General features: G+C 59.9%; 22 protein-coding genes. 17 read left to right on the top strand and 5 right to left on the bottom strand.

Annotation, left to right across the window (positions count from 1 at the left end; all coding sequences use genetic code 11):
- Positions 1-170: 170 nt before the first annotated feature.
- Positions 171-857 (bottom strand): dimethylsulfonioproprionate lyase family protein, encoded by a 687-nt coding sequence (locus AB4Z13_RS30310; RefSeq protein WP_025668907.1) that lies wholly within the window; start codon positions 855-857, stop codon positions 171-173.
- Positions 858-1,255: 398 nt separating this feature from the next.
- On the opposite strand from AB4Z13_RS30310, the gene AB4Z13_RS30305 reads away from it, so the two are divergent.
- Genes AB4Z13_RS30305 through AB4Z13_RS30280 form a run of 6 tightly spaced genes read left to right on the top strand, consistent with a single transcriptional unit; the run spans position 1,256 to position 6,034 of the window.
- Positions 1,256-1,687 carry a helix-turn-helix domain-containing protein gene (locus AB4Z13_RS30305; protein WP_113324009.1) on the top strand — a complete coding sequence of 144 codons (432 nt, stop codon included), beginning with the start codon at positions 1,256-1,258 and terminating at the stop codon, positions 1,685-1,687.
- A gap of 8 nt (positions 1,688-1,695) precedes the next feature.
- Complete coding sequence (locus AB4Z13_RS30300; RefSeq protein WP_442207589.1) at positions 1,696-3,537, top strand: peptide antibiotic resistance protein; 1,842 nt, start codon at positions 1,696-1,698, stop codon at positions 3,535-3,537.
- An 11-nt stretch (positions 3,538-3,548) separates the two neighbouring features.
- A complete protein-coding gene (locus AB4Z13_RS30295; protein ID WP_113324011.1) occupies positions 3,549-3,767 on the top strand; it encodes a hypothetical protein in 219 nt (72 codons plus the stop codon).
- A gap of 48 nt (positions 3,768-3,815) precedes the next feature.
- A complete protein-coding gene (locus tag AB4Z13_RS30290; RefSeq protein ID WP_442207626.1) occupies positions 3,816-4,973 on the top strand; it encodes a YcaO-like family protein in 1,158 nt (385 codons plus the stop codon).
- Positions 4,970-5,707 carry a TfuA-like protein gene (locus AB4Z13_RS30285; protein ID WP_442207588.1) on the top strand — a complete coding sequence of 246 codons (738 nt, stop codon included), beginning with the start codon at positions 4,970-4,972 and terminating at the stop codon, positions 5,705-5,707. Before AB4Z13_RS30290 ends, AB4Z13_RS30285 begins: the two co-directional genes overlap by 4 nt.
- 45 nt (positions 5,708-5,752) lie before the next feature.
- Positions 5,753-6,034, top strand: a complete 282-nt coding sequence (locus AB4Z13_RS30280; protein WP_162748064.1) for a hypothetical protein — start codon at positions 5,753-5,755, stop codon at positions 6,032-6,034.
- 260 nt (positions 6,035-6,294) lie between these two features.
- Here AB4Z13_RS30280 and AB4Z13_RS30275 read toward each other — a convergent pair whose 3' ends face one another.
- Positions 6,295-7,374, bottom strand: coding sequence for a LacI family DNA-binding transcriptional regulator (locus AB4Z13_RS30275; RefSeq protein ID WP_442207625.1), 1,080 nt, complete (start codon positions 7,372-7,374; stop codon positions 6,295-6,297).
- A gap of 234 nt (positions 7,375-7,608) precedes the next feature.
- Between AB4Z13_RS30275 and AB4Z13_RS30270 the strand changes: the two genes are divergently transcribed.
- The 6 genes from AB4Z13_RS30270 (at position 7,609) to AB4Z13_RS30245 (ending at position 14,531) form a co-directional block, all read left to right on the top strand.
- Positions 7,609-8,562, top strand: coding sequence for a sugar phosphate isomerase/epimerase family protein (locus tag AB4Z13_RS30270; protein WP_442207587.1), 954 nt, complete (start codon positions 7,609-7,611; stop codon positions 8,560-8,562).
- Between the two features lie 55 nt (positions 8,563-8,617).
- Positions 8,618-9,847, top strand: a complete 1,230-nt coding sequence (locus tag AB4Z13_RS30265; RefSeq protein WP_442207586.1) for an ABC transporter substrate-binding protein — start codon at positions 8,618-8,620, stop codon at positions 9,845-9,847.
- A gap of 74 nt (positions 9,848-9,921) precedes the next feature.
- Positions 9,922-10,812 carry a carbohydrate ABC transporter permease gene (locus tag AB4Z13_RS30260; RefSeq protein ID WP_442207585.1) on the top strand — a complete coding sequence of 297 codons (891 nt, stop codon included), beginning with the start codon at positions 9,922-9,924 and terminating at the stop codon, positions 10,810-10,812.
- A complete protein-coding gene (locus AB4Z13_RS30255) occupies positions 10,809-11,687 on the top strand; it encodes a carbohydrate ABC transporter permease (protein WP_113324019.1) in 879 nt (292 codons plus the stop codon). The genes AB4Z13_RS30260 and AB4Z13_RS30255 overlap by 4 nt, the downstream gene beginning before the upstream one ends.
- Positions 11,688-11,693: 6 nt before the next feature.
- Positions 11,694-12,773 carry an ABC transporter ATP-binding protein gene (locus AB4Z13_RS30250; RefSeq protein WP_442207584.1) on the top strand — a complete coding sequence of 360 codons (1,080 nt, stop codon included), beginning with the start codon at positions 11,694-11,696 and terminating at the stop codon, positions 12,771-12,773.
- Positions 12,774-12,845: 72 nt separating this feature from the next.
- Positions 12,846-14,531 carry a GMC oxidoreductase gene (locus AB4Z13_RS30245; RefSeq protein WP_442207583.1) on the top strand — a complete coding sequence of 562 codons (1,686 nt, stop codon included), beginning with the start codon at positions 12,846-12,848 and terminating at the stop codon, positions 14,529-14,531.
- Between the two features lie 18 nt (positions 14,532-14,549).
- Here the strand turns inward: AB4Z13_RS30245 and AB4Z13_RS30240 are convergent, their stop codons facing one another.
- Entirely contained in the window at positions 14,550-15,878 is a 1,329-nt protein-coding gene (locus AB4Z13_RS30240; RefSeq protein WP_442207582.1) for an aminotransferase-like domain-containing protein, read from the bottom strand.
- A gap of 100 nt (positions 15,879-15,978) precedes the next feature.
- Between AB4Z13_RS30240 and AB4Z13_RS30235 the strand changes: the two genes are divergently transcribed.
- The 5 genes from AB4Z13_RS30235 (at position 15,979) to AB4Z13_RS30215 (ending at position 20,870) form a co-directional block, all read left to right on the top strand.
- Positions 15,979-16,950, top strand: coding sequence for a nitrate ABC transporter substrate-binding protein (locus tag AB4Z13_RS30235; RefSeq protein WP_442207581.1), 972 nt, complete (start codon positions 15,979-15,981; stop codon positions 16,948-16,950).
- A 46-nt stretch (positions 16,951-16,996) separates the two neighbouring features.
- Positions 16,997-17,887: an ABC transporter substrate-binding protein gene (locus tag AB4Z13_RS30230; RefSeq protein WP_442207580.1), complete on the top strand. Its 891-nt coding sequence runs from the start codon at positions 16,997-16,999 to the stop codon at positions 17,885-17,887.
- Entirely contained in the window at positions 17,884-18,825 is a 942-nt protein-coding gene (locus tag AB4Z13_RS30225) for an amino acid ABC transporter permease (protein ID WP_442207579.1), read from the top strand. Before AB4Z13_RS30230 ends, AB4Z13_RS30225 begins: the two co-directional genes overlap by 4 nt.
- Positions 18,822-19,601: an amino acid ABC transporter ATP-binding protein gene (locus AB4Z13_RS30220; RefSeq protein ID WP_113323821.1), complete on the top strand. Its 780-nt coding sequence runs from the start codon at positions 18,822-18,824 to the stop codon at positions 19,599-19,601. Before AB4Z13_RS30225 ends, AB4Z13_RS30220 begins: the two co-directional genes overlap by 4 nt.
- Before the next feature lie 87 nt (positions 19,602-19,688).
- Entirely contained in the window at positions 19,689-20,870 is a 1,182-nt protein-coding gene (locus tag AB4Z13_RS30215; RefSeq protein ID WP_442207578.1) for a M20 aminoacylase family protein, read from the top strand.
- A 69-nt stretch (positions 20,871-20,939) separates the two neighbouring features.
- Here the strand turns inward: AB4Z13_RS30215 and AB4Z13_RS30210 are convergent, their stop codons facing one another.
- Both AB4Z13_RS30210 and AB4Z13_RS30205 read right to left on the bottom strand, forming a co-directional pair.
- Positions 20,940-22,124 (bottom strand): GTP-binding protein, encoded by a 1,185-nt coding sequence (locus AB4Z13_RS30210; RefSeq protein WP_442207577.1) that lies wholly within the window; start codon positions 22,122-22,124, stop codon positions 20,940-20,942.
- Between the two features lie 91 nt (positions 22,125-22,215).
- Positions 22,216-22,764: DUF4082 domain-containing protein (locus tag AB4Z13_RS30205; RefSeq protein ID WP_442207576.1), on the bottom strand; the 549-nt coding region annotated here is incomplete at its 5' end.

Raw genomic sequence — 22,764 nt, 5'->3', positions numbered from 1 at the left:
CGTCTCCCTCAATTAGCGGCTTCCCGGCATCAATATGCCTTCGCCTTGTTGTTATCTGGAGCGCTGCTGCGACAGAGAAACACCCATTGGCAGATGGCTAGGTAAATTTGCTGAATTGAACGGCCTGGCGCGAGAGGCGGGGAGGTTCGGATGCGTCGGCGTTTTGCTATTCACCTTCCTATCTCTTCAACGTGACACCAGACCGCAAGAAGCGGAGTGGTGGTGCAACGCATGGCGAATGACTGTCCCGCTTCAGCAGCAAAGACGCCACCTATTCCGGTCGAAAACCAGCTCTCTCCGGCTATTGAAAGTTCGCAGGGAGAAAGCAGCAGGAAAGCCCGTGAAAACCGCTGCACGTGATCCGGAAAACGGCTATAGGGCTCCATGTAAGTGAGGCCGACCCGGATATCCGCCCGGTCTTCCAAGCCGCCTGGGCCAACAATCACGCTGTGTGCATGGGCCCTCTCAAAATTCAGGCTGGCAAATGGTCCACTTCTGCCTCTGATCCATACGAGCGCATCAGCGAGGCGCCAAACGCTCTGCGCGACCTCGGCGTAAATGTCTCGAGCGGCGATTGCGTTTTGAAGCGCCGCCTCAAGGCCGGAGGGGATTCCGGTATCGTGGGGCCGCTTGTCGCGCAGCGTTCCCGTACGTTCAAGCTTTTGAAAGACTTTACCCGCGACAAAGCTCGCCATCGTCGAAGCAGATGGATGCAGCATCGCGCGGGCCAGCAAATTCAGGAAATTGTCGAGCTCCACCGGGCGTTCGGCGGCGCCTCGTTCGCGCAGCCTGTGTTTCACCGGCTCTTTCTCATCGGTGATGAGGAGATCTGCGTCTCGTTTGATTGTTCTGCCCATTACCTTCTCCGTGCAGAACCTTCCCTACAGTGCCCAATCCAGATCCGGCAAGGTCTCTGATCAATCGGCCCCCAGAGCCCAATAGCAAGCGAAGTTTATCTGCAAATGAACTTCAGGCACCTATCTTTCGCATTTATCCAATGGGAAAACGCCTTGGCTCTCCTCGTTGGAAAGCGGATCAGGGAGAGCTTTTCCCAGGCCTTGCGGTTTTCCAGGCCGAGCCTTTTACTTTCATGCTTTATTCGGCATCACCGATCGAATGATTGCGATACAGAAAATCTAAATTTCGGCAAAATGTTACTAGCGTCGCAGCCCTGATTACGAAAATTATTATATTACTTTCGGTTGCATTTTGACGCAAACCTCGCAATGATCATCCGTGACCGGAGGTTCCAGCCATGAAGGCCAAGTCGCCCACATCGATCGATGCCTATGTCGGCAGCAGAGTGCGGGCGCGCCGCAAGCTGCTCAGGCTATCGCAAGCCGGACTTGCCGAACGGATCGGCGTCACCTTCCAGCAGATCCAGAAGTATGAAAAAGGCATAAACCGCATTGGTGCGAGCCGGCTGCAAACGATCGCCGAGACATTGGGCGTACCCGTTCAGTTCTTCTTCGAAAATGACACCGAGCCGACCACCTATAACCTTGTCAGCAACGGCAGGGACGATCTGAATGCGTTTTTGGCGTCGAAGGACGCCCAAGCCCTCAATCGCGCCTTCATGGCGATCGAGAGCCCGGCTATCCGCCAGAAGCTCGTCGCCCTTGCCAAGAGCCTGGCCAGGAACACCCACCCTGATGTCGACGTCATTCATCCAGAAACCGGCGCCTGAGGGCTTTCGTGATCCATCTCCAGACCTTTGGCGAATTGCGACTGACAGACGGCCTGGGTGCGCCCATCCGCTATCCGGTCAAGGCTCTGGTGATGCTCGCCTATCTGTATTGCTCGCCGGATTACCAGCGCAGCCGACAAGAGCTCGCGCGGTTCTTGTGGAACGAGACCGGAGATCATCTTGCCGATCTCAATTTGCGGAAGTTGATTTCACGCATTCGCGACACGACGACAGGACCCGACGAACAGATACTGAATTTCGGGCCACCTTTCGTCAGCCTGAACAAGAACGTCCTGTCGGTTGATCTCGACATATTGCGCAAGGAAGAGCAGCCGGTGGCGCAATTGGCGGCCGTCAGCGATCTTGTGCAACGTGGCTTCATTGCCGGTCTCAGCGCATCGACCAAGGCGATCGATGGATGGATCGAGCGTGAACGGCAGCTGCACCTGCTCACCTTAAGGGATATTTTCGTCAGGGCTGCAGATCATATTCGTGATGACGAGGAACGTCGCCTTCTGCGCCGCTCGGGACTTCAACTTCTTGAAGTCTTTCCCGGTGACGAGCAGATCCGATCGATCCTTCGTGGCACGGCAGAGGATCATTCGCAACGCCGCCCGCAGGCGGCGAGAGCGGTGGCAATGGCTCGCAGTCTGATCGCCGAGCAGCAAGACGCCGGCATGCCGCAAATCATAACGGCGACATCTGCGCCGCGGCTCGTACTCCTGCCCCCGGGTGCGGCGACCCTGACGCGCGAGGCGGCTATTGCCGACGCCCTTATCGAGGATGTCACGATCGAGCTCTGCGCCCTGCGCAACATATCGGTCGTCGCACCCCATACAGCCGAGCAGATCCGCCGCGACTCCGACAAGGCTACCATCGTTCAACGGCATTCGATTTCCTACCTCCTGGACACACGGCTTTCCGGAGAGGGGCTTTATGCACAACTCATCTATTTTCCAACCGACGAGATCTTGTGGGCAGCCCGATTTGACATGGCGGTCGAAACGCTGCCGACACAGAGGCGCCTGATCGCCCAGAAACTTGCCGATGCCGTCTCCGGGCAATTGAAGCGGAACGAAAGCATTCGCCTTCGTAACGAAGCGGATCCGCAGGCCTATCATTCCTATCTCCTTGGCGCCGGTCTGCTCACAAAGCTTAGCCTGCCCGATATCCGGCGTGCGCGGAAATCCTTCAAGCGCGCACTGCATTTTTCTCGAGACTATGCCCCCGCTTTCACAGGCCTGTCGCGGACATTTACCAGCGAGTGGCTATTGACCACGCAAGGCGATCCTGCCTTGCTGCAGCTTGCGGAAGATCAGGCACTTCGGGCGATAGAGAGGGATTCAGAATCGGCAGCCGGGCATCGGGAACTTGGCGTAACGAAACTTTACCAGGGTGCTGTCGATGACAGCGTTGCAGCACTCGACCTCGCCGAAAGCCTCAGCCCGCATTATGCCGATGTGATCTATAGCCATGCGGACACGCTGGTCCATGCATCGCGGCCGCAAGATGCGCTGGAGAAAATCAAGAGAGCGATCTCGCTCAATCCGATCGCGCCTGACGCCTACCTCTGGTGCGCGGCCGGGGCGAGCTACTTCCTTGAACACTACGAAGAGGCGCTCGCCTATGTCGATCGGATGAAAGACAAGGCACCGGCCTATCGCATCGCAGCCGCCAGTTGCGCGATGATCGGCGATAAAAAACGGGCACAGTTTTATCGGCAGCGCGCCGAACTCCTCAATCCGGCTTTCGAGGTTGAGAAATGGCTCGCCTTGGTGCCCTTCAAGGAGCAGTGGCAAAAAGAGCTTTACCGAGACGGTCTTTTCAAGGCCGGATTTTCAAAAACCTGAAGGAGAATATTATGGCAAAAGTTGTTGTATTGGGTGTATCGGGCGACAAGGGACTTTGGCTTGTGGATATTGGCGCAGGGACCGTGACACCGCTGCAGGTGCCTGCAGGCACCGATCTGGCAGCGGCCGTCAAGCAGCGCGAGGCCGGCGGTACATTGATCAAGAATGTCGATTTCGCCGTCGCCGTCTCGTCGGCGCAGACAGTCTTCTCCGGCCATGTGGATGGCTGAAGGCAAGCGACGCTGACCGGTCATTCCGATCTCTATTCCGACCGAACAATTGCGCCGCGGGACACATTGTCCCGGGTCGCTCCTTATTTAGAGGCAATGGGCATCACGCGCCTGTCACGACAGACTGATCTCGATTGTGTCGGTCTTCCGGTCTGGTGCGCCTATACACCGAACTCCCGCTCCATTGTCATCGCCCAAGGCAAGGGACTTGAGGATATCGACGCCAAAGTCTCGGCGGCGATGGAGGCCCTGGAACGCGCGGTGGCGGGCGAACCCGTCACCATAACTACGGTTTCGTCGGCACGAGACCTGCGACGCCGGGGCGATTGCGCCGAACCGCTCGATTGCCTGATCGCAAGCGGCGAGCAGGTCGTGGGCGAAGACGAGGAATTGGTCTGGAGCCTGGCAAGCGAGTTGCTTCATGACCAGCCGATCCATGTCCCGCAGGATGCCGCCCTCCTCGACCGAACGCGGCATAACCGGTTCTGGATGTCGTCGGATGGCCTTGCCTCGGGCAACACCATGGAAGAAGCAATATTCCATGGCATTCTGGAGCGCATCGAACGCGACGCCCATGTGCTTTGGCAGATTTTGAGCGATGACAAGCGCTGCGCACGCTGCGTCGATCCCAGGAGTTTTGCCGACGCCGCGCTCTCGGGCCTGATCGACAGGATCGAGGCCGCCGGGCTCATCTTGAAACTCTTCGATATCACGAGCGATATCGGTATCCCCTGCTATACCGCACTCGTCGCCCCATCAGCGGTCAACGGCAAAGTGCCGCTCCGGTTCGTCGAGGTCACCTGCGGCAGCGGCGCTCATCCCTGGGCCGTGCGGGCGGCAATCCGCGCCGCAACGGAAGCGCTTCAGTCTAGACTGACTTATATCAGCGGCGCCCGCGACGATGTCTGGCCCGAATGGTTCACAACGCCGCTTCCGGCACAAACCCGCGCCACCTTTCTTGCCGTCCCTGCTTCTGTATCTGCGGCCACCATCACAAGACCGGCTGGAAACATATCCGTCCTGCTGCATGACCTGCTGAGGAGACTTCGCGCCGGCGGAATCGGCTCGGTGATTGCCCTTCCTCTGACACCTGCAAACCTGCCATTTTCGGTGGTGAAGATATTCATACCCGATCTCGAGAACCCCGAGGGCAACAGGCTCCATCGTTTCGGCCAACGTGCCCTTGCAAGGGCGATGCGCTGGTGAAGGTCGTCTTCATCGGCCCGAGCTTGCCTAACGCAGCAAGCCACGCCGCGACGGATATCGTTCTGAGGCCGCCCGCTGTTCAGGGAGATGTGTTAAGGGCGGTGGAAGATAGCGCAAACGTCATCGGTTTGGTGGACGGCGGCTTTGAAAATACCGCACCGGTTTGGCATAAGGAAATTCTCTTCGCTCTCTCCCTTAATGTCACGGTTCTGGGCGCGGCCAGCATGGGTGCCTTGCGCGCCGCCGAATGCCAAGCATTTGGAATGATCGGCGTTGGCCGGATTTTCAACGAGTATGTCAGCGGAACCATCGTCGATGACGCCGATGTCGCGCTTTTGCACGAACCAATGGAGCTGGGCGGCAGACCGCTGACCGTGCCGATGGTCAATGTGAGAAGCACTCTGGACGAGATGGAAAGGCTGCAGCTCTTTGATAAAGCCTTTCGCCTGGCTCTCGAACAAACCGCGGCAAATCTCTTCTTCAAGAAGAGAAGCTGGGCTCTCATCGTTCGCACATGCGCGGCAATACCGGCATCGCAAAAGCCGCATTGGCTGAACATGGTGAAGACCCACGCAATCGATCAGAAGCGGCTCGATGCCCTGGCTCTCCTCGAAGTTGTTCGCGCTGCGGATGATCAGCGAGTGCCGATAAATCGCCATTGGGAATTCAGGAAAACCACGCTCTGGTCCGAACAACTAGCCCGCTCAAAAGCCCGGATCCAATTGCACCTATAAAGTGTTTCACGCATTTTTCACGCACTTTAGTACCGAACTGTCCCTATGGTCATCTATGCAATCTGGAGAATTGATATGTCGGTCATAGGGTTGGGAAAGCTTCAGCACGCAGCGGCGGCAGACATGGGTGATCTTGACGAGCTCATGGCTTTGGCTCGGATGATCAGTTATGCAAAGGCGCTAGCGGAAGATTTGAACATCGAACTGGGCGCTCAGTCTCTCGATCTGGCATTGACGGCGGTTACGCGGGAGCTGCGCAGGGCGACGGATGCCGATCTTCCCGGTCTGGAGCCGTTGCTCGCGGACATGAATATCGAGCTGCACTGATCAGCCATGCGGCGAATGTCTCAATCGTTGTTCGATTCCACAACACGCCGACACCGGTACAGCCGCTTTGACTAAAGGTCGTTGAACGCTCTCCCGTCCAAGATTCGTTGGCGCCGAAGCAATGTTCGCAGAAACGGACTGGGGCCCGGCAGGTGATTTCGCACCTGTCGATGCGGTCAGCCTCAGGCTGCATCCAGACAATTCCGAGAGAGCCCGATCGCGGTCGGTGCTCAGGACGCGCCTTCGCGTCAAAAATAAAGTCAGGTTGTCAATTTCGAGTTCACCGCGATACTTTCACGGCGAATGAACCGGCTCGGAATGACGACGCGCAGTTCTCGCCTTTCATCCGACTTTTCCATCCTGGCAATCAGGAATTCTGTCGCGGTCTCCCCGAGAGCCTCCATGGGTTGCTCGATCGTTGAGAGCGGGGGCGCACAATATTCGCACACCGGAGATCCGTCGAACGAGACGATCGACAGGTCCTCAGGTACGCGCCATCCCATCTTCTGAACCTTGCTCATGAAGGAGATTGCCATGTCGTCGCTAGTCGCCACGACAGCGGTCGGCTTTTCGTCGAGCTTTGCAAAGTCCTCGGCAGCCTGCAGACCCGTTTCAAAGCCAAACTGGAAGGTGAATTGACCACCGGCGCGCGTGACATGCCGTTCGGAAAGCCCCGCCTCCTGCAATGCTTCGACGAGACCGGCATAGCGTTCGATGTCGTGATAGTTGCCCGTCGGACCGGCGATGTAGAAGAAACGGCGGTGCCCGAGCGCCAGGAGCTCCCGACCAGCCTCTTTCACAGCCTGTCTGTCATTGGTGATGATGCTCGGAACAGAAGTATCGCTCATGTCGAGCAGAAGCGAAACGATCGGCAGTCCCGCCTCGGCAAGCGATCTGTTGGCGACTACCGGCAGCTGCGATGACAGGATCAGCGCGCCCCTCACCGTCCCTCCGAAGGCAAGATCAAGGATATGCCGCTCGGAACTTTCGTCACGATCGAGGTTGGCGATCATCAGATTATAGCCGTTGCGGATAACAGTGCGATTCACGGCCTCCAGAACCTGGGGAATGATCTGGGATGCGCCATAATGCAGCGAGCCCGGCAGGATGATCATAATGACGTTCGACTTGCCGACGCGCAGGTTGCGGGCAGCGGCATTGGGCGTATAGCCGAGTTGTTCGGCTGCGGCTGCAATCCTTGCTCTGGTCTTTTCGTTGACCCGCCCCGGATTGGCCAAAGCGCGGCTGACTGTGGAAGTTGCGACGCCCGCCAGACGTGCGACATCGGCCATCAGGGCGGATGATCCCTCTGTGGATAGGCTATCTTCGGTTTTCTTCATCATTCCATCCACTTAGCCCAGTGCAACCAAACCCTGTTCGGCTCACGAATCCCGTTATAGCAAACGATTGCCAAAAACTCGAAGAAAAGCGTTGCATATTTTATCGGCTTGACTAATATCCAGGCATGGCAATCGATTGCCAATTGTCAAAAAATTGAATTCACTGGATAAATTTCGATGCGAGAGACGCTCTTCGCGACGGATGAGCTATGCCTGGATGGAGGGGACTGAATAATGGCCACGAGTGACAATCTGCGTTTTGGTGTGGACCTGGTCACCTTCTTTCACCCGGGCTTCTGGGGCGTCGACAGCTATGACGCAATCATCGAACACGCGAAGTCGCAGCCGCGGCAGTTCTGGGACAAGATCCTCGATAGCATCCAGGCCTCGGGCGTGACCGGTGTCGAGCTGACCTTCTCTCCGTTCAACTGGCAGGATGCGATCAAGACCTACGGGTCTGTGGAGACTTTCAGCGCCGAGCTTTCTGCCCGCGGGCTCCAGCTCGCATCCGGCTTCTTCGCGGAGCTGGAGGCATCGGGCGACTTTACCGAGGCCGCCGCGCAGGCAGCCATCATCGCCAGGGCCGAACAATATGCCGATTTCATCAAGGCCTGCGGCGGCGATATCATGGTCATTGGCGCACCGATGCGTCAGACGCCAGGCGACGAGCCCGTGCGTTTCCGCGATTTCGAACAGGCCAAGATCATCGCCGATTTCCTGAATCGGCTCGGAGCCATCCTTTGCAAGAAGGGTGTCAAGCTCGCCGTGCATACGGAAGCGCATTCGATCTTTGCCGCTGCCCGCGACGTCGATCTTCTGATGCTGCTGACGGATCCGGCTTATGTGCACATGTGCCCGGACACGGCGCACATCATTCTCGAGGGTTCCGACCCGATCCAGCTCGTCGATCGCCATCACGAGCGGATGATCATCGCCCACTGGAAGGATGCGGTCGGCAAAATGCCGGCAGACACGCCGATCGGCACCGACATCCACGAGCGCCACCGTGCCTTTTTCTGCGGCTTCGGCCTTGGCCGCGTCGACTGGCCGGCCTGGATCCGCCTCTTGCGGGATCGCCAGTTCAATGGCTGGGCAATTCTCGAACTCGACGCCGCAGCTGATCCCGTTGGCGACATTGCCAGCGGTCTGACCCTCGTGCGGCAGGCGCTGCTGCCGATCTATCGCTAACCGTAGCTTGCAACCAAACGGCCCCGCAAAGAGGGCCTATTCAAGAGGTGGAACAATGAAGGAAATGACGCTCCTGCTCGCCGGTACCATGCTGCTTGGTGCTGCCGGCCTTGCGAATGCAGACGACAGGCTGAAGGCCGAGGTCTTTACCTCCTGGACATCAGGTGGCGAGGGCCGCGCCGTCGAGGCCATCAAGACGGAATTCGAAAAGCGCGGCGGTGTGTGGGAGAGCTCCACGATTGCCGGCTTCGAAAATGCCAATGCCGCCTTCCAGAACCGCCTCGTCGCCGGTGATCCCCCGACGGCAAAACAGGTCGTCGTCGGCAAGGACCCGGCCGAATTCATCGATCAGGGCTTGATGAAGCCGATGGATGAAGTGGCGGCTGCCGGCAAGTGGAAGGATGCGCTTCCGAAGGCACTCTACGATTACATCACCTATGACGGCAAAGTTTATCTGACGCCGACCGGTATCCACGGTGAAAGCTGGATGTTCTATTCCAAGGACGCCTTCAGCAAGGCCGGGATTACCGAAGAGCCCAAGGACTGGAACACCTTCTTCGCCGACATGGACAAGCTGAAGGCCGCAGGCCTGACACCGATCGCCTGGGGCGGCCAAGGCTGGCAGGAGGTGAAGGTCTTCAACATGGTGCTCCTGTCCCAGGTGGGCATGGACGGCTTCATGAAGATCTATGCTGAAAAGGATCAGGCAGCCCTGACCTCCGACGGCGTCAAGAAGGCTCTCGAAATCTTCGGCAAGATGCGGACCTATGTCGATGAAGGCTCTGCCGGCCGCAACTGGAACGACGCGACCGCCATGGTCATCACCGGCAAGGCCGGCGTGCAGTTCATGGGTGATTGGGCCAAGGGCGAGTTCACGGCTGCCGGCAAAGTCGCCGACAAGGATTTCGGCTGCGCCATCTCTCCCGCTTCCCCAGGCCTGATCTATATCTCCGACGCTTTCGCTTATCTGAAGACGAACGACGCCAACCAGGACGCAGCGCAGAAGCTGCTTGCCGAGGTCGTCATGGACCCCGCAGTTCAAGTCGAATTCTCGCTGAACAAGGGCTCGATCCCCGCACGCATCGATGTCGACAAGTCCAAGTTCGACGCCTGCACCCAGAAGGGCATGGCCTTCATGGCCGAGGGCAAGATCGTTCCCGAACACGCCATCACCACGACGCCGGAGCAGGTGGGCGCTCTGACAGACTTCATCGGCGAATTCTGGGCCAATCCGTCCGCCAAGGTCGATGCATCGGCTGCGCAGTTCGCCGCGATCTTCGAGTAAAATCAAACAAGCCTGTCGCCTGCACCGCACCACTGGTGCAGGCGACTTTCGAAGCCCCTTGCAAAGACACTCTGATGAAACGGAAGCATAACCGCTCGAAGGCGGCGCTCATCGCTCTCATCCCGACCTGGGCTGCGGTGGTCGTCGTCTACCTCGGCACCATGGTCTGGTCGGTGACCCTGTCCTTCACCAATTCGCGGCTGTTCCCGTCGTGGAACTTCGTCGGGTTCGAGCAATATTCCAAACTGTTCCAGACCGCCAAATGGCTGGTCTCCTTCCAGAACCTCATCATCTTCGGCGTGCTTTACGTCCTTGGTTGCCTGTTTGTCGGCTTCCTGCTTGCCGCCGCTCTCGACCGCAAGGTGCGCTTTGAAAACGCCTTCCGGACGATCTTCCTTTATCCTTATGCCATGTCCTTCGTCGTCACCGGCCTGATCTGGCAATGGATGATGAACCCGACGCTCGGCGTCCAGGCAAGCGTGCGTGCGCTTGGCTGGCAGGGTTTTTCCTTCGACTGGATCATCAACCGGGATCTTGCGATCTATGCGGTGGTGATCGCGGCCCTCTGGCAGGGCGCGGGCCTCGTCATGATCCTTGTGCTGGCCGGCATGCGCGGCATCGATGGCGAGCAGTGGCGCGCTGCCCGCATCGACGGCATTCCCGTCTGGCGCACCTATGTTTCGATCATCCTGCCGCAACTGACGCCGGCCTTTGCGGCCGCCGGCACGCTGCTCTCCATGGGCGTGATCAAGACCTATGATATCGTAGTGGCGCTCACCAATGGCGGACCGGGATCGGCAACAGAGGTGCCGGCGAAGTTCATCATGGACAATCTGTTCCAGCGTCAGAATCTCGGCCTTGCGACAGCAGCGGCGACCGTCCTGCTTTTAACCGTGCTGATCATCGTCGCACCCTTCCGCTATGCCCAACATATCCGCGCCCGGCGCCAGGCAGGTACGCTATGATCCATCCCCGCGGCCCTAGGCCGACGCAGATCACCGCAGCCCGCATCGGCCTATACGCCTTCCTCATCTCCGCCGCGCTGTTCTTCGCCGTGCCGCTTTACGTGATGATCGTCACGTCGCTGAAGACCATGGACGAGATCCGGCTGGGGCAGATTTTTGCCCTGCCGTTGCACCTGGATTTTACCGCCTGGAAGACGGCCTGGGCCGGCGCCTGCGCCGGGAGCGAATGCACCGGCGTGCGCATGGGCTTCCTGAATTCGGTGAAGATCACCGTGCCGGCCGTTGTCATCTCCGTCCTGATCGGCGCAATCAACGGTTATGCACTTTCCTTCTGGCGCCCGAAGGCAGGACGCCTGATGTTCGGCCTGCTGATGGCCGGCGCTCTGGTGCCCTACCAGATCTTTCTCTATCCGCTGGTGCGCGCCATGGCGGTGATGGGCTTCTACAACAGCCTCGGCGGCATCATTCTCGTGCATGTGCTGTTTGGCCTGCCGCTGGTGACGCTGCTTTTCCGCAACTACTTCGTCACCATTCCAGAAGAACTCTTCAAGGCAGCGCGCGTCGATGGCGCCGGCTTCTGGCGGATTTTCATCGAGATCATGCTGCCGATGGCGCTTCCGATGATCGTGGTCGCCTCGATGTTCCAGTTCACGGGCATCTGGAACGACTTCCTGCTCGGCGTCGTCTTTGCCGGACGCGACAATCTGCCGATGACAGTACAGCTCAACAACATCGTCAATACGACGATGGGCGAGCGCAACTACAACGTCAACATGGCGGCCACCATCCTCACCGCCATCATTCCGCTTGCCATCTATTTCCTGTCCGGACGCTGGTTCGTCCGCGGGATCGCGGCCGGCGCCGTCAAGGGGTAAGGCTGAATGCACTCTGCTGTTTCCATCAAGGACCTGAAGATCAGCTACGGCGACCAGACGGTGATCGAGCAAATGTCGCTCGATATCGCACCGAAGGAATTCCTCGTCCTGCTCGGCCCGTCCGGCTGTGGCAAGTCGACCTTGCTGAACGCGATCGCGGGTCTTTCCGACATCACCGATGGGGAAATCTGGATTTCGGGGGAAAACGTTACCTGGGAAGAACCGAAGGACCGTGGCATCGGCATGGTGTTTCAGTCCTATGCGCTCTATCCCCGCATGTCGGTTCGCAAGAACCTCTCCTTCGGCCTCAGGGTCGCGGGCCTGCCGAAGCCGGAAATCGACAGCCGGGTCGAGCGAGCGGCATCGCTCCTGCATCTTGAAAAGCTGCTCGACCGCCGCCCGGCCGAGCTTTCCGGCGGCCAGCGCCAGCGCGTTGCGATCGGCCGCGCGCTGGTGCGCGAAGTCGACGTCTTCCTGTTCGACGAGCCGCTGTCGAACCTCGATGCCAAACTGCGCAACGAGCTGCGCGTCGAGATCAAGAAGCTGCACCAGCAGCTCGGCAACACGATGATCTACGTCACCCACGACCAGGTAGAGGCGCTCACACTTGCCGATCGCATCGCCATCATGCGCGATGGCGTAATCCAGCAATTGGGCACACCTGCGGAGATCTATCACCGGCCTGCCAATCTCTTCGTCGCCGGCTTCATCGGCGCGCCCTCGATGAATTTCATTCAAGGCAGCATCGAACAGGACGGCGAAAAGGTGCTGTTCAAGGCGGGCGATCTCTCCCTCGACATGTCCGGTTACGCTTTTGCCGCAAGGCCGCAAGCCTGCCCGGTAACGCTTGGCGTGCGTCCGGAACATCTGAGTATCCGACCGGAAGCCGGGGACACCGCGCTTCATGCAGCCGTCTCAGTCCTGGAGCCGATGGGTTCCGATACGGTTGTCTGGCTCACCTGGAAAGACACGACCCTGTCGCTGCGGGTGATGGGCGATCTCTCGCTCCAACCGGGCGATGTCATCGGCATCGGTCTCGATCTCTCCAAGGCATCGCTTTTTGCGAGCGACGGCAATCGCCTCTGAGCCGTGCTCTCCCGGCAGCAGAGAGATCGCGCTGCCCGTCCCATTCCATTGAGAAGTCAGGTTTTGAACGACATGTCTGAGAAAGTGTATGATGCGCTGGTGATCGGCTCCGGCGCGGCCGGCTCCTTTGCTGCCATGGAATTGACGGCCAATGGTCTATCCGTCCTGCTTCTCGAAGCCGGCCCTGAGATCAGCAAGAAAGATTTCGATCCCACCCGCAAGAAACCGCCCGCAAGCGCCATCAATATCTGGGAGCGCGCACGGGCGACCATCAAGGGCCAGCCGGTGCAGGCGCGTGCCGCCTTCTTCACCGAGCGCTTCAGCCGCTTCTTCGTCAATGACCGAAATAACCCCTATACCACGCCGCGCGGCGAACCCTTCCTGTGGATCCGCGGCCGGCAGTCGGGTGGGCGACTGCACAGTTTCGGGCGCGTGTTGCTGCGCTGGAGCGACGACGATTTCAAGATTGAAAGCCGCAGCGGCCGCGGCGTCGACTGGCCCGTCTCCTATGACGAACTAGCCCCCTTCTATGCCGAAGCCGAAAGCCAGCTTGGCCTCTACGGCAATCAGGATCATGTCTCGACCTTGCCGGACGGCGTCTATTCCCGCCCCGCCAAGCTGACACCGGCCGAAGAGCTCTTCAAGAAGACTGTCGAAAGCCAGGCGCCCGAACGGCATGTCGTATCCTGGCGTTATATCGCGCCGGACGCCGAGCGCGTGCCGCGCCCGCTGCGCGAAGCGCTCGCCAGCGGCAAGTTGACCATCCGCCACGATGCGATCGTGCGCCGCGTTACCACGGATGCGAAGACCGGTCGGGCGACGGGCGCAGAATACGTTGATCGCAATTCCGGCAGCGTCCATGCGGTCAAGGCCGAAAACGTCGTCCTCTGCGCCTCGCCGATCGAAAGCGTTCGCCTGCTCCTGAATTCGGCATCGGCAAGGCACCCGAACGGGCTTGGCAATAGTTCGGGCACGCTCGGTCGCTATTTCATGGACCAGCTGCCTTGTCTGGCCTTTGGAACCTTTGCGCCTGCCCGTGGCTGGTCGCATGACGATTCGGCCCCGCAGGACCCGTTCTACAATCCGTCGGGCGGGATCTTCGTCCCGCGCTTCGACAATGTGGAAGGAAAGGCGCCGCGCGGCGACTTCGCCTATCAGGGCAGCGTCGGCCGCGCGCCGGTCGGCGATAACGAGCCATCGAGCCTTGCCTTCTTCGGCTTCGGCCTGATGCTGCCGCACGCCGACAATCGCATCACTCTCGATGCCAGCCGCAAGGATGCCTGGGGCATTCCCGTACCGCACATCCGCTGCGTCATGCATGAGCCCGAGCAGGAACTGATCCGCAAGCAGGAAATGACCCTGATCGACATGGTGAAGAGTGCCGGCGGCGAGCTCGACTTCATCGGATCCCCGCTTGGCCTGAGAGAAATGGGCCGCGGCGCCTTCCCGGATGCCGATCCTTTAAGCCGTTTCCTGTTCCGCAAGTGGTTCCGAAAGACCATGTGCATGGGTGCGGCAATCCATGAAAGCGGCGGGGCGCGCATGGGCACTTCGCCGGAAAACTCCGTCCTCAACGGATGGAACCAGAGCTGGGACGTGCCCAATCTTCTTGTGACCGACGCGAGCGCCTTTGCCGGCGGCGGAACGGCGGGTACGACCTTGACCGTCATGGCCCTGACCCTTCGCGCCTGCCGGAAGCTCGCGGCGCAGTACCGCGGATCTGCCGGCGTCTCCAAACGCGGTGAAGTGTTGGGATAGCTGGAGAAGCACCGAAGGCTAGGCCGGGCTGGCGGCCAGCGCAATCGAGTCGGCCACGTCGTTTAGCCGATCAGACAGTATGGCTGTCGCCACGCGAAGATGTGCGCTTGGAAGGATGGAAAATTTAGCACCGGGATGAACCGCAATACCTCGCGCCGCCAGCGTGACCATCGCGAAAGGTTCGGATGCGACCGGCACCCAGGCACACAGGCCGCTCCCATGTTGCACTTCGATCCCACGTCCCCCCAGGGCGTCGACCAGATCGGCCCGACGCTGGAAATAGATATCGCGAGAGTGTTGCAGCGAGGTTTGCGTCACGGGATCCCGCAGAAGCCAGGCGGTGGCCGCCTGAAGGATGCGGCTTGTCCAGCCGGCGCTGAAGCTACGGTAGGACTGGATCTGTTCGACGATCGCCCGCGAGCTTGAAAGCACAGCAAGCCTGAGATCCGGACCATGCGTCTTCGAATAGGAGAGAATGTGAATGGTCCGGTCGGCAAACCGGCCACCGAGCGAATGACGCGGAGCCGTGGAAATGTCGGCAATGCCGTCATCTTCGACGATCAAGGTGTCCGTGCCGTCGAGAATGTCTCCAAGTCGTTGCAACCGCTCGCTGCTGACGTGCTGGCCGGTCACCGAATGAAGCCGCGGCTGGAAAATGAAGGCGACCGGCCGCAGCTTCATTGCGGCCTCGAGAGACGAAGGCAGCGGCCCTTCCCGATCGCACTGGACCGGAATGATCTGCACGCCGCGGTCCTCCAGAATATCAAGAAGCCGCATGGCGGTCGGATCTTCGATTGCAACGGACGCACCGGGCATGACGAGCGCCTGGATAAGCGTGTAGACCGCATTATAGCCTCCGTTCGTCGCCAGCAATGCCTCCGGTTCGTATGGCCAAGTCTTTCGGACAGCCTCTTCGAGTTCCGGAAGAATGCGGCTTCGCTCGTAGCTGTTGAGATTTTCGGCCGACGCTCCATAGGCCATGGCTTCGGTAAGCTTTGGCAAAAGCCGGACATCCGGCACGGCCGATGTCAGGTCGAGGACGTCGGCTCCATAACGGCCGTAACTGCCGAGCCGTTCGGGTTTCGCCACGAAACGATCGCCGCTCACCCAGGTGCCGTTCCGTCCCCTGCCGGTAATGATTTTCTGGCGTCTCAGCTCGCTCCAGGCCTCGGAGATCGTCGCCGGACTGATCCCGAGCGCAAAGGCGAGATCGCGGATCGGTGGCAGCTTCGTTCCGACGGGGAGCGCCCCGGCGCGGATCAAGGCACTGGTTTCAATCGCAATTCCTCGAATTGTCCGATCGGTCAATTTTTGGGCAAACCATGCCGCGTCGACAATATCGCTCATTTAATCGCCACTTTTAATGTTCAATAACGTAATAACATTTGATCAGATAATTTTGAACATTTAATTGTTCCGAAAACAAGGTCTTTGCGAGTGAATGCCGATGCCCCTTAGCCTCCGACTTGCCCTGCGTGACTGGGACTACATGACGCCCCTGGTTCTCGGCGATGTCTCCTCTCCCAAGCTTGACATCAAGGTCGACCGCGTCGGCACGTTGCTCTCGCATCTCGGAAAAAGCGACCACTACGATGTCGCGGAAATGTCCTTCAGCCGCTATACGCAGCTGCGCATTGATGGCGACGAGAGCGTCGTCGGCATTCCGAACTTCATCATGCGCGGCTTCCGTCACCGCTGCATCATCACCCGCAAGGACGGCCCCATCACCGAACTCGGCCAACTGGCCGGAAAGCGTATCGGCGTCACCGGATGGCGCGACTCCGGAAACACCTGGACCAGAGCAGCACTTCGCCGCGAGGGCGTCGGCGTCGAGGATGCCATGTGGTATGCGGGCCGCCTGACGGAAGCGCATCCGGTCGTCGATCGCCTAGACGGGTTCGGCCGGCCCGGCCGCATCGAAGCGGCTCCTGGCGAGCGCCCCATGGTCGACCTGCTCAAGGAAAGCTTCCTTGATGCGATCTTCACGCCTTTCATGCCTGACGGCTACTTCGGCGGAGGATCGCCGTTCCGGCAAGTCGTTTCCGATTTCAGAGGTGCCGAACGTCGATATTTCGATGATGTGGGCTATGTTCCCGGCATGCATCTGATCGGCATCAAAGCGGACATCGTCGCGCGGAACCCGTGGGTGATCGAGGAGCTCAGCAAGCTGATCGATGAATCGCAGCGGATGTGGCTGAGCAAACGCCGCAAATACGCCGACACCTCGCCCTTCATGATGGACGAACTGTTGAAGTCGGCAGCCGAGCTTCCGGTCGGCTGGGAGGCCAGCGGCTTTGCGGTCAACCGCAAGATGATCGCCGACTTCGCCAGCGAGCTTCACGTCCAGGGCATCCTGCCGCAGCTGATGACGCCGGAAGACCTCTTCTCCTTCGATGTGGACGGTAGCCGCATCGGGTGAACGCAACACGAAACCATAAATTCGAACCAAACAGGGGAAATGAACAATGTCGATCAGGAAAATTGCATGCCTTGCTCTGACGAGCGTGGCGATCTCGGGAACGGCCTTCGCTGAAGATGCGGCCCTGCCCAAGCTTTCCGTCAACGACGCGCTTCATGCGCAGTTGCCCGAAGCGATCCGCACGTCTGGCAAGATGATCTCCGTCAACAATGGCTCGTTTCCTCCCTATGAAATCGTCACGGGCACCGAGRTGAGCGGCGCCAGCGCCGATCTGACCGACGCGCTGGGTGAGGTTCTCGGCGTCGAGATCGAGCATGAGACCGTGGGCGGTCTGCCGGCGCTGCTGGCTGGCGTCAACTCGGGCCGCTATCAGTTTGCCTTCGGTCCCGTCGGCGATTTCAAGAGCCGCGAGGAATCCAACGACTTCGTCGATTGGGTGCAGGAATTTGTGGTGTTCTCGGTGCAGAAGGGCAATCCGAAGGGCATCACCTCGCTCGATACCGCCTGCGGTAACCGCATCGCCGTCATGGCCGGCGGTTCGGCCGAAAAGGTCATCCAGGTGCAGGCCGAAAAGTGCAAGACCGATGGCAAGGGCGCGATCGAGGTGCAGTCCTTCACCGACCAGCCGAGCTCGATCCTTGCCGTCCGTTCCAAGCGGTCGGATGCCTTCTTCTCCTCCCAGGCGCCGCTCACCTATTTCGTGTCGCAGGCCAACGGTCAGCTGGAACTGACCGGTGTGGGACAGAAGAACGGTTTTGAGAATCTCTATCAGGGCGCGGTTGTCGCGAAGGGCTCGCCGCTCGGCCCAGTCCTGCGCGATGCGGTCAAAGTGCTGATGGACAACGGCACCTATGCCGCGATCATGAAGAAGTGGGGCCTTGAGAACAATATGATCAAGGAGCCCGGCATCAACCTCGGTGGGACGCTTCCGAAATGAGCACACAAACGCAAACACTCGCATCGCCCTCCGGCGATGCGAGAAGCAGGGATGTGGCCCATGCCCACAAGCCCTTCCCCAAAGGCCGCGTTGCGGCCTGGGCCATCACGCTTGCGATCGCCGCCTACTGGGCCTGGTCGGTCGCGCATAACGAGAATTTCGGCTGGCCGGTCGTCACTCAATATTTCTTCGACCCGACCGTCATCAGGGGCCTTTACGTCTCGCTCGGCCTGACGGTCGTCGCGATGATCATCGGCATCGCGCTCGGCCTCGTGCTGGCCGTCGCGAGAATGTCCAGCGATCGGCTGGCAAGCTCGCTCGCCTCGCTGTTCATCTGGTTCTTCCGCGGAACGCCGCTCCTGGTACAACTGATCTTCTGGTACAATCTTTCGACGCTGTTTCCGACGCTGTCGATCGGCATTCCCTTTGGCCCGACCTTCATGAGCTGGGATACGAACTCGGTGATCAGCCCGATGACGGCCGCGATCGCCGGTCTCGCGCTCAATGAGTCCGCCTATATGGCCGAAATCATTCGCGGCGGGTTGCTTTCGGTAGACAAGGGTCAGTTCGAGACGGCGGAAGCCTTCGGCATGACGCGCATCCGCGCGCTTCGCCGCATCATCATTCCGCAGGCCATGCGCTCGATCGTTCCGCCGACCGGGAATCAGCTGATCAGCATGATCAAGGCGACTTCGCTCGTCAGCGTCATCGCCATGGCCGATCTGCTCTATTCGGTGCAGTCGATCTACAACCGCACCTTCGAGATCGTGCCGATGCTGCTGGTTGCCGTTCTCTGGTACCTGCTCATCACGTCGGTCCTGAACATCGGCCAGGCCTATATCGAGCGCTATTACAGCCGCGGCGATCGCCGCACGGGCGCCGCCAAACCTGCAAAGGAAACGGCTGTCATGGCACAGGCAACGGAGGCAGGCGCATGAACGCGATCTCCACTATCGAGCCTCTCGTCAAGGCACGCAATGTCCACAAGTCCTTCGCGGATCTGGAAGTGCTGAAGGGTATCGATCTCGACGTCGCGCCCGGCGAGGTCGTCGTCGTCCTTGGCCCCTCCGGCTCCGGCAAATCGACGTTCCTGCGCTGTATCAACCACCTCGAATCCATCAACCAGGGTTCAATCGAGGTGGATGGTGAACAGATCGGCTACCGCCTGCACAAGGACCGGCTGCTGCAGCTGTCGAACCACGCGATCGCCTTGCAGCGCCGCAAGATCGGCATGGTGTTCCAGCAGTTCAATCTCTACCCGCATATGACGGCGCTGCAGAACATCATCGAGGCACCGGTCGGCATCCACGGTGAGAGCCGCAAGGTTGCGACCGAAAATGCGCTGAGGCTCCTGGAACGGGTCGGGCTCTCGGCCAAGGCCGACAGCTATCCGCGGCAGCTTTCCGGCGGCCAGCAGCAGCGCGTGGCGATTGCCCGCGCGCTCGCCATCAAGCCGAAGCTGATGCTCTTCGACGAGCCGACTTCGGCACTCGACCCCGAGCTGGTCGGCGAGGTTCTCGCCACCATGCGGGATCTTGCAAACCAGGGTCTGACGATGATCGTCGTCACTCACGAGATCGGTTTCGCGCGGGAAGCGGCCGACCGCGTCGTCTTCATGGATGACGGCAAGGTCGTGGAACAAGGCAAGCCGGAGGACGTGATCGGCAACCCGCAGCACCCCCGCACCAGAAGTTTCCTGTCGCGCTTTATCTAGCGCGGCGGCTCCTCCATGCTCTTGCCCTGCGGGCTGGCTTTACCGTGAGCCGGCCGGCGATACCGCGCCCATGAAACTGGAATTGCCATGTCCCTCGACAATGATTTTGCCCACCTCTCCGATTTCGAACCGATGGAAGCGGAGCTGACGGCTGTCCGCCGGCATCTGCACGCTCATCCAGAGCTCTCCTTCGAGGAGGCCGAGACCGCGCGTTTTGTTGCCGAAAAGCTCGAATCCTGGGGGTATGACGTCACCCGCAACGTCGGCGGCCATGGCGTGGTTGCGCGCATGACGGTCGGCGCCGGAAAGAAGAGCATCGCCATCCGCGCCGACATGGACGCTCTGCCGATCACCGAGGAGACCGGCCGCCCCTATGCCAGCACGGTTGCCGGCAAGATGCATGCCTGCGGACATGACGGCCACACGACGATACTTCTGGGTGCAGCCGAATATCTGGCGCGCACGCGCCGCTTCAACGGCACCGTCAATCTCATTTTCCAGCCGGCCGAGGAGGCAGGTCCGCTGAGTGGTGCGCCCGCAATGATCGCTGACGGGCTGTTCGAACGCTTTCCCTTCGACGTTATCTTTGGTCTGCACAATCATCCCGGCGCAGCCGAAGGCACCTGGCTGATGCGGTCGGGCCCGCTGATGGCGGCTGCCGACAGCGCCGAGATCATCATCAAGGGCAAGGGTGGCCACGCCTCGCGGCCGCATCTGACCGTCGATCCGGTGGTCGTTGCCTGCAACCTCGTCGTCAGCCTGCAATCGGTCGTTTCCCGCAGCATCGATCCGACACAAACCGCGGTCGTCACGGTCGGGGCGATCCATGCCGGCGAGGCCGCAAACGTCATCCCCGAAAGTGCAAAACTGCTGCTCAGCATTCGCTCCTTCGACCCGAAAGTACGCGAGACGCTGGAGGTCAGGATCCGCAGGCTCGCCGAAACGATCGCCGACGGTTACGGCGCAGCCGCCGAAATCGAATACACTCGCGGTCACCCCGTGGTCGTCAATTCGGAAGCGGAAACGGAATTCGCCCGCATGGTCGCAGAAGAACTCGTCGGTGCTGACAAGGTAGCTCTCTGCAACCTCATCCCCGGTAGTGAGGACTTCTCGCACTTCCTCGAGCACAAACCCGGAAGCTTCCTGCGACTTGGCAACGGTGTGGAATCCGCGATCCTGCACAGTGCCAAATACGACTTTGCCGACAAATCCCTGACGGTGGGTGCCGCGATGTGGGCACGCTTGACCGAACGCTATCTCGACGACTGAGGCATCTCGGCACAGGCCGTGAACTCTCGCGTCCATGCGTTCGTGGCGCAAACGTTGCAACCTGGCGTGCTACCAGACCGGGAACGGATCTTCGAGAGCTGACCATTCGCGCGGGTCCGCACTGGCGAGGCAGTCGTCCAATGCGGTCCGCACACCTGTCTCGTCCATGCCAACCCCGATGAACACCAGTTCCTGCCGGCGGTCGCCCCAGGCGCTGTCCCATCGGCTCTGCAGGTGCTGATGAAACTGCTGATGGCTCGGCCAGTCCTGCCGGGGAACAGCTGCCCACCAGAGCCCCATGGGTTCGCAGCGTCGCTGCACGCCTGCGGCCGACATAAGCCCCACGTGACGCGGACGTGTGGCAAGCCAGAAATGGCCCTTGGCGCGAAGCACTCCAGGCCAAGGCTCGTCCAAGAATGCCCGAAACCGCTTGGGGTCGAAAGGGCGCCTCGTGCGGTAGACAAAGCTCGATACCCCGTATTCCTCCGTTTCCGGAACATGCTCGCCCGGGCTGTACAATTCCTTGTGCCACAAAGGATGCGCGGCGGCCTTTTCTTCATCAAAGAGGCCGGTATTGAGGACGGTTGCCAGTGAGACCTTGCCGAGATCCGTCTCCACCTGACGCGCATCCGGGTTGAGAGACGCCACGATCTTGCGGATCTCCGCGCGGACCTCTTCAGTCGCATCCGAGATCTTGTTGATCACCACGACATCGGCAAACTCGATCTGGTCGACCAGCAGGTCGATGAGGGTGCGCCGATCTTCACCATCCCGTTGCAGGCCGCGGTCGGCCAGCAGATCGGAGCTACTGTAGTCGGCTAACAAGTTTGCAGCATCGACCACGGTGACCATCGTGTCGAGTCTGGCAAAATCGGAAAGCGAAACGCCGTTTTCGTCGCAGAAGGAAAATGTTGCCGCTATGGGGCGCGGCTCGGCAATGCCGGTGCCTTCAATCAGCAGATAGTCGTATCGCCCCTCTTCGGCCAGCCGCCGCACTTCCGTCAGCAGGTCGTTGCGCAGGGTGCAGCATATGCAGCCATTGCTGAGCTCGACCAATGTCTCGGTCGTATGCGACAGGTTGCAGCCGCCGTCTCGAATGAGGCTTGCGTCTATGTTCACTTCGCTCATGTCGTTGACGATGACGGCAACCCGCAAGCCTTCACGATTGCTCAGGACGTGACTGAGAAGCGTCGTCTTACCAGCGCCGAGAAAGCCGGCGAGCACGGTTACCGGGAGCCGCTCGATCCTGTTCATCGGCATGCCTTGAACGTGGGCACTCGGAGCGGTCGGTATTTGCGTCGTATGGGCCTCATTCGAATCCCGTTCGTAGCCTCCTGCCGATGCGTCATGCGGCAAGCTGTGGACGGAAGATCACATCGGCATAGTAATTCGCTGAATCGTATGTGCTGGTCGGGAAGAGCCCCGCGGTTGCGGAGCCGCCATAGGCATAGACGCCATTGCCACCGGCCAAAGCGCTTGACTGAGCCGTCAGCGGACCGTTTGTCACCGCATTGGTGAAGAAGCCGTCCGTCGCCACATAGGCACCTGTCGTGTGATAGGAGGCGACATAGTTGGTGTTGGCGGTGATGGTAACCGGTGTTGTAAAGTTCACCGTCTGCCAGCCGCTCGCCGTGGTGTTGGTGAAGGTGGCGGTCGCGAGTTTGGTGCCTGTCGTGGTCCACAGGTCGACGACATTCTGTCCGTTGTCGTTGGCGCTGCGGTAAAACTTGATGCCGGTAATGTCACCGGCAACGTTCGACTGGAACTTGACGCCGAGTTCAATCTGCTGACCATCGTTGAGGTTCGTCTGGGTCGGCGTGCTGGAGGCGGAAAACAGGCTGTAGCTCGTTGGCGCCGTCGACACGGCGACATTGAAGGTCTCGTTGGCCGACAG

The organism is Rhizobium sp. YAF28 (assembly GCF_052113285.1).
Classification (GTDB): Bacteria; Pseudomonadota; Alphaproteobacteria; order Rhizobiales; family Rhizobiaceae; genus Rhizobium.
The sequence above is the reverse complement of the archived record's forward strand: the minus strand, read 5'-3'. Positions and strand labels throughout refer to the sequence as shown.

Coding starts and splice junctions, on each gene's coding strand:
- AB4Z13_RS30310 (WP_025668907.1), bottom strand. CDS start 857: ATGGGCAGAACAATCAAACGAGACGCAGATCTCCTCATCACCGATGAG.
- AB4Z13_RS30305 (WP_113324009.1), top strand. CDS start 1,256: ATGAAGGCCAAGTCGCCCACATCGATCGATGCCTATGTCGGCAGCAGA.
- AB4Z13_RS30295 (WP_113324011.1), top strand. CDS start 3,549: ATGGCAAAAGTTGTTGTATTGGGTGTATCGGGCGACAAGGGACTTTGG.
- AB4Z13_RS30280 (WP_162748064.1), top strand. CDS start 5,753: ATGGTCATCTATGCAATCTGGAGAATTGATATGTCGGTCATAGGGTTG.
- AB4Z13_RS30275 (WP_442207625.1), bottom strand. CDS start 7,374: ATGAAGAAAACCGAAGATAGCCTATCCACAGAGGGATCATCCGCCCTG.
- AB4Z13_RS30270 (WP_442207587.1), top strand. CDS start 7,609: ATGGCCACGAGTGACAATCTGCGTTTTGGTGTGGACCTGGTCACCTTC.
- AB4Z13_RS30265 (WP_442207586.1), top strand. CDS start 8,618: ATGAAGGAAATGACGCTCCTGCTCGCCGGTACCATGCTGCTTGGTGCT.
- AB4Z13_RS30260 (WP_442207585.1), top strand. CDS start 9,922: ATGAAACGGAAGCATAACCGCTCGAAGGCGGCGCTCATCGCTCTCATC.
- AB4Z13_RS30255 (WP_113324019.1), top strand. CDS start 10,809: ATGATCCATCCCCGCGGCCCTAGGCCGACGCAGATCACCGCAGCCCGC.
- AB4Z13_RS30250 (WP_442207584.1), top strand. CDS start 11,694: ATGCACTCTGCTGTTTCCATCAAGGACCTGAAGATCAGCTACGGCGAC.
- AB4Z13_RS30245 (WP_442207583.1), top strand. CDS start 12,846: ATGTCTGAGAAAGTGTATGATGCGCTGGTGATCGGCTCCGGCGCGGCC.
- AB4Z13_RS30240 (WP_442207582.1), bottom strand. CDS start 15,878: ATGAGCGATATTGTCGACGCGGCATGGTTTGCCCAAAAATTGACCGAT.
- AB4Z13_RS30235 (WP_442207581.1), top strand. CDS start 15,979: ATGCCCCTTAGCCTCCGACTTGCCCTGCGTGACTGGGACTACATGACG.
- AB4Z13_RS30225 (WP_442207579.1), top strand. CDS start 17,884: ATGAGCACACAAACGCAAACACTCGCATCGCCCTCCGGCGATGCGAGA.
- AB4Z13_RS30220 (WP_113323821.1), top strand. CDS start 18,822: ATGAACGCGATCTCCACTATCGAGCCTCTCGTCAAGGCACGCAATGTC.
- AB4Z13_RS30215 (WP_442207578.1), top strand. CDS start 19,689: ATGTCCCTCGACAATGATTTTGCCCACCTCTCCGATTTCGAACCGATG.
- AB4Z13_RS30210 (WP_442207577.1), bottom strand. CDS start 22,124: ATGAACAGGATCGAGCGGCTCCCGGTAACCGTGCTCGCCGGCTTTCTC.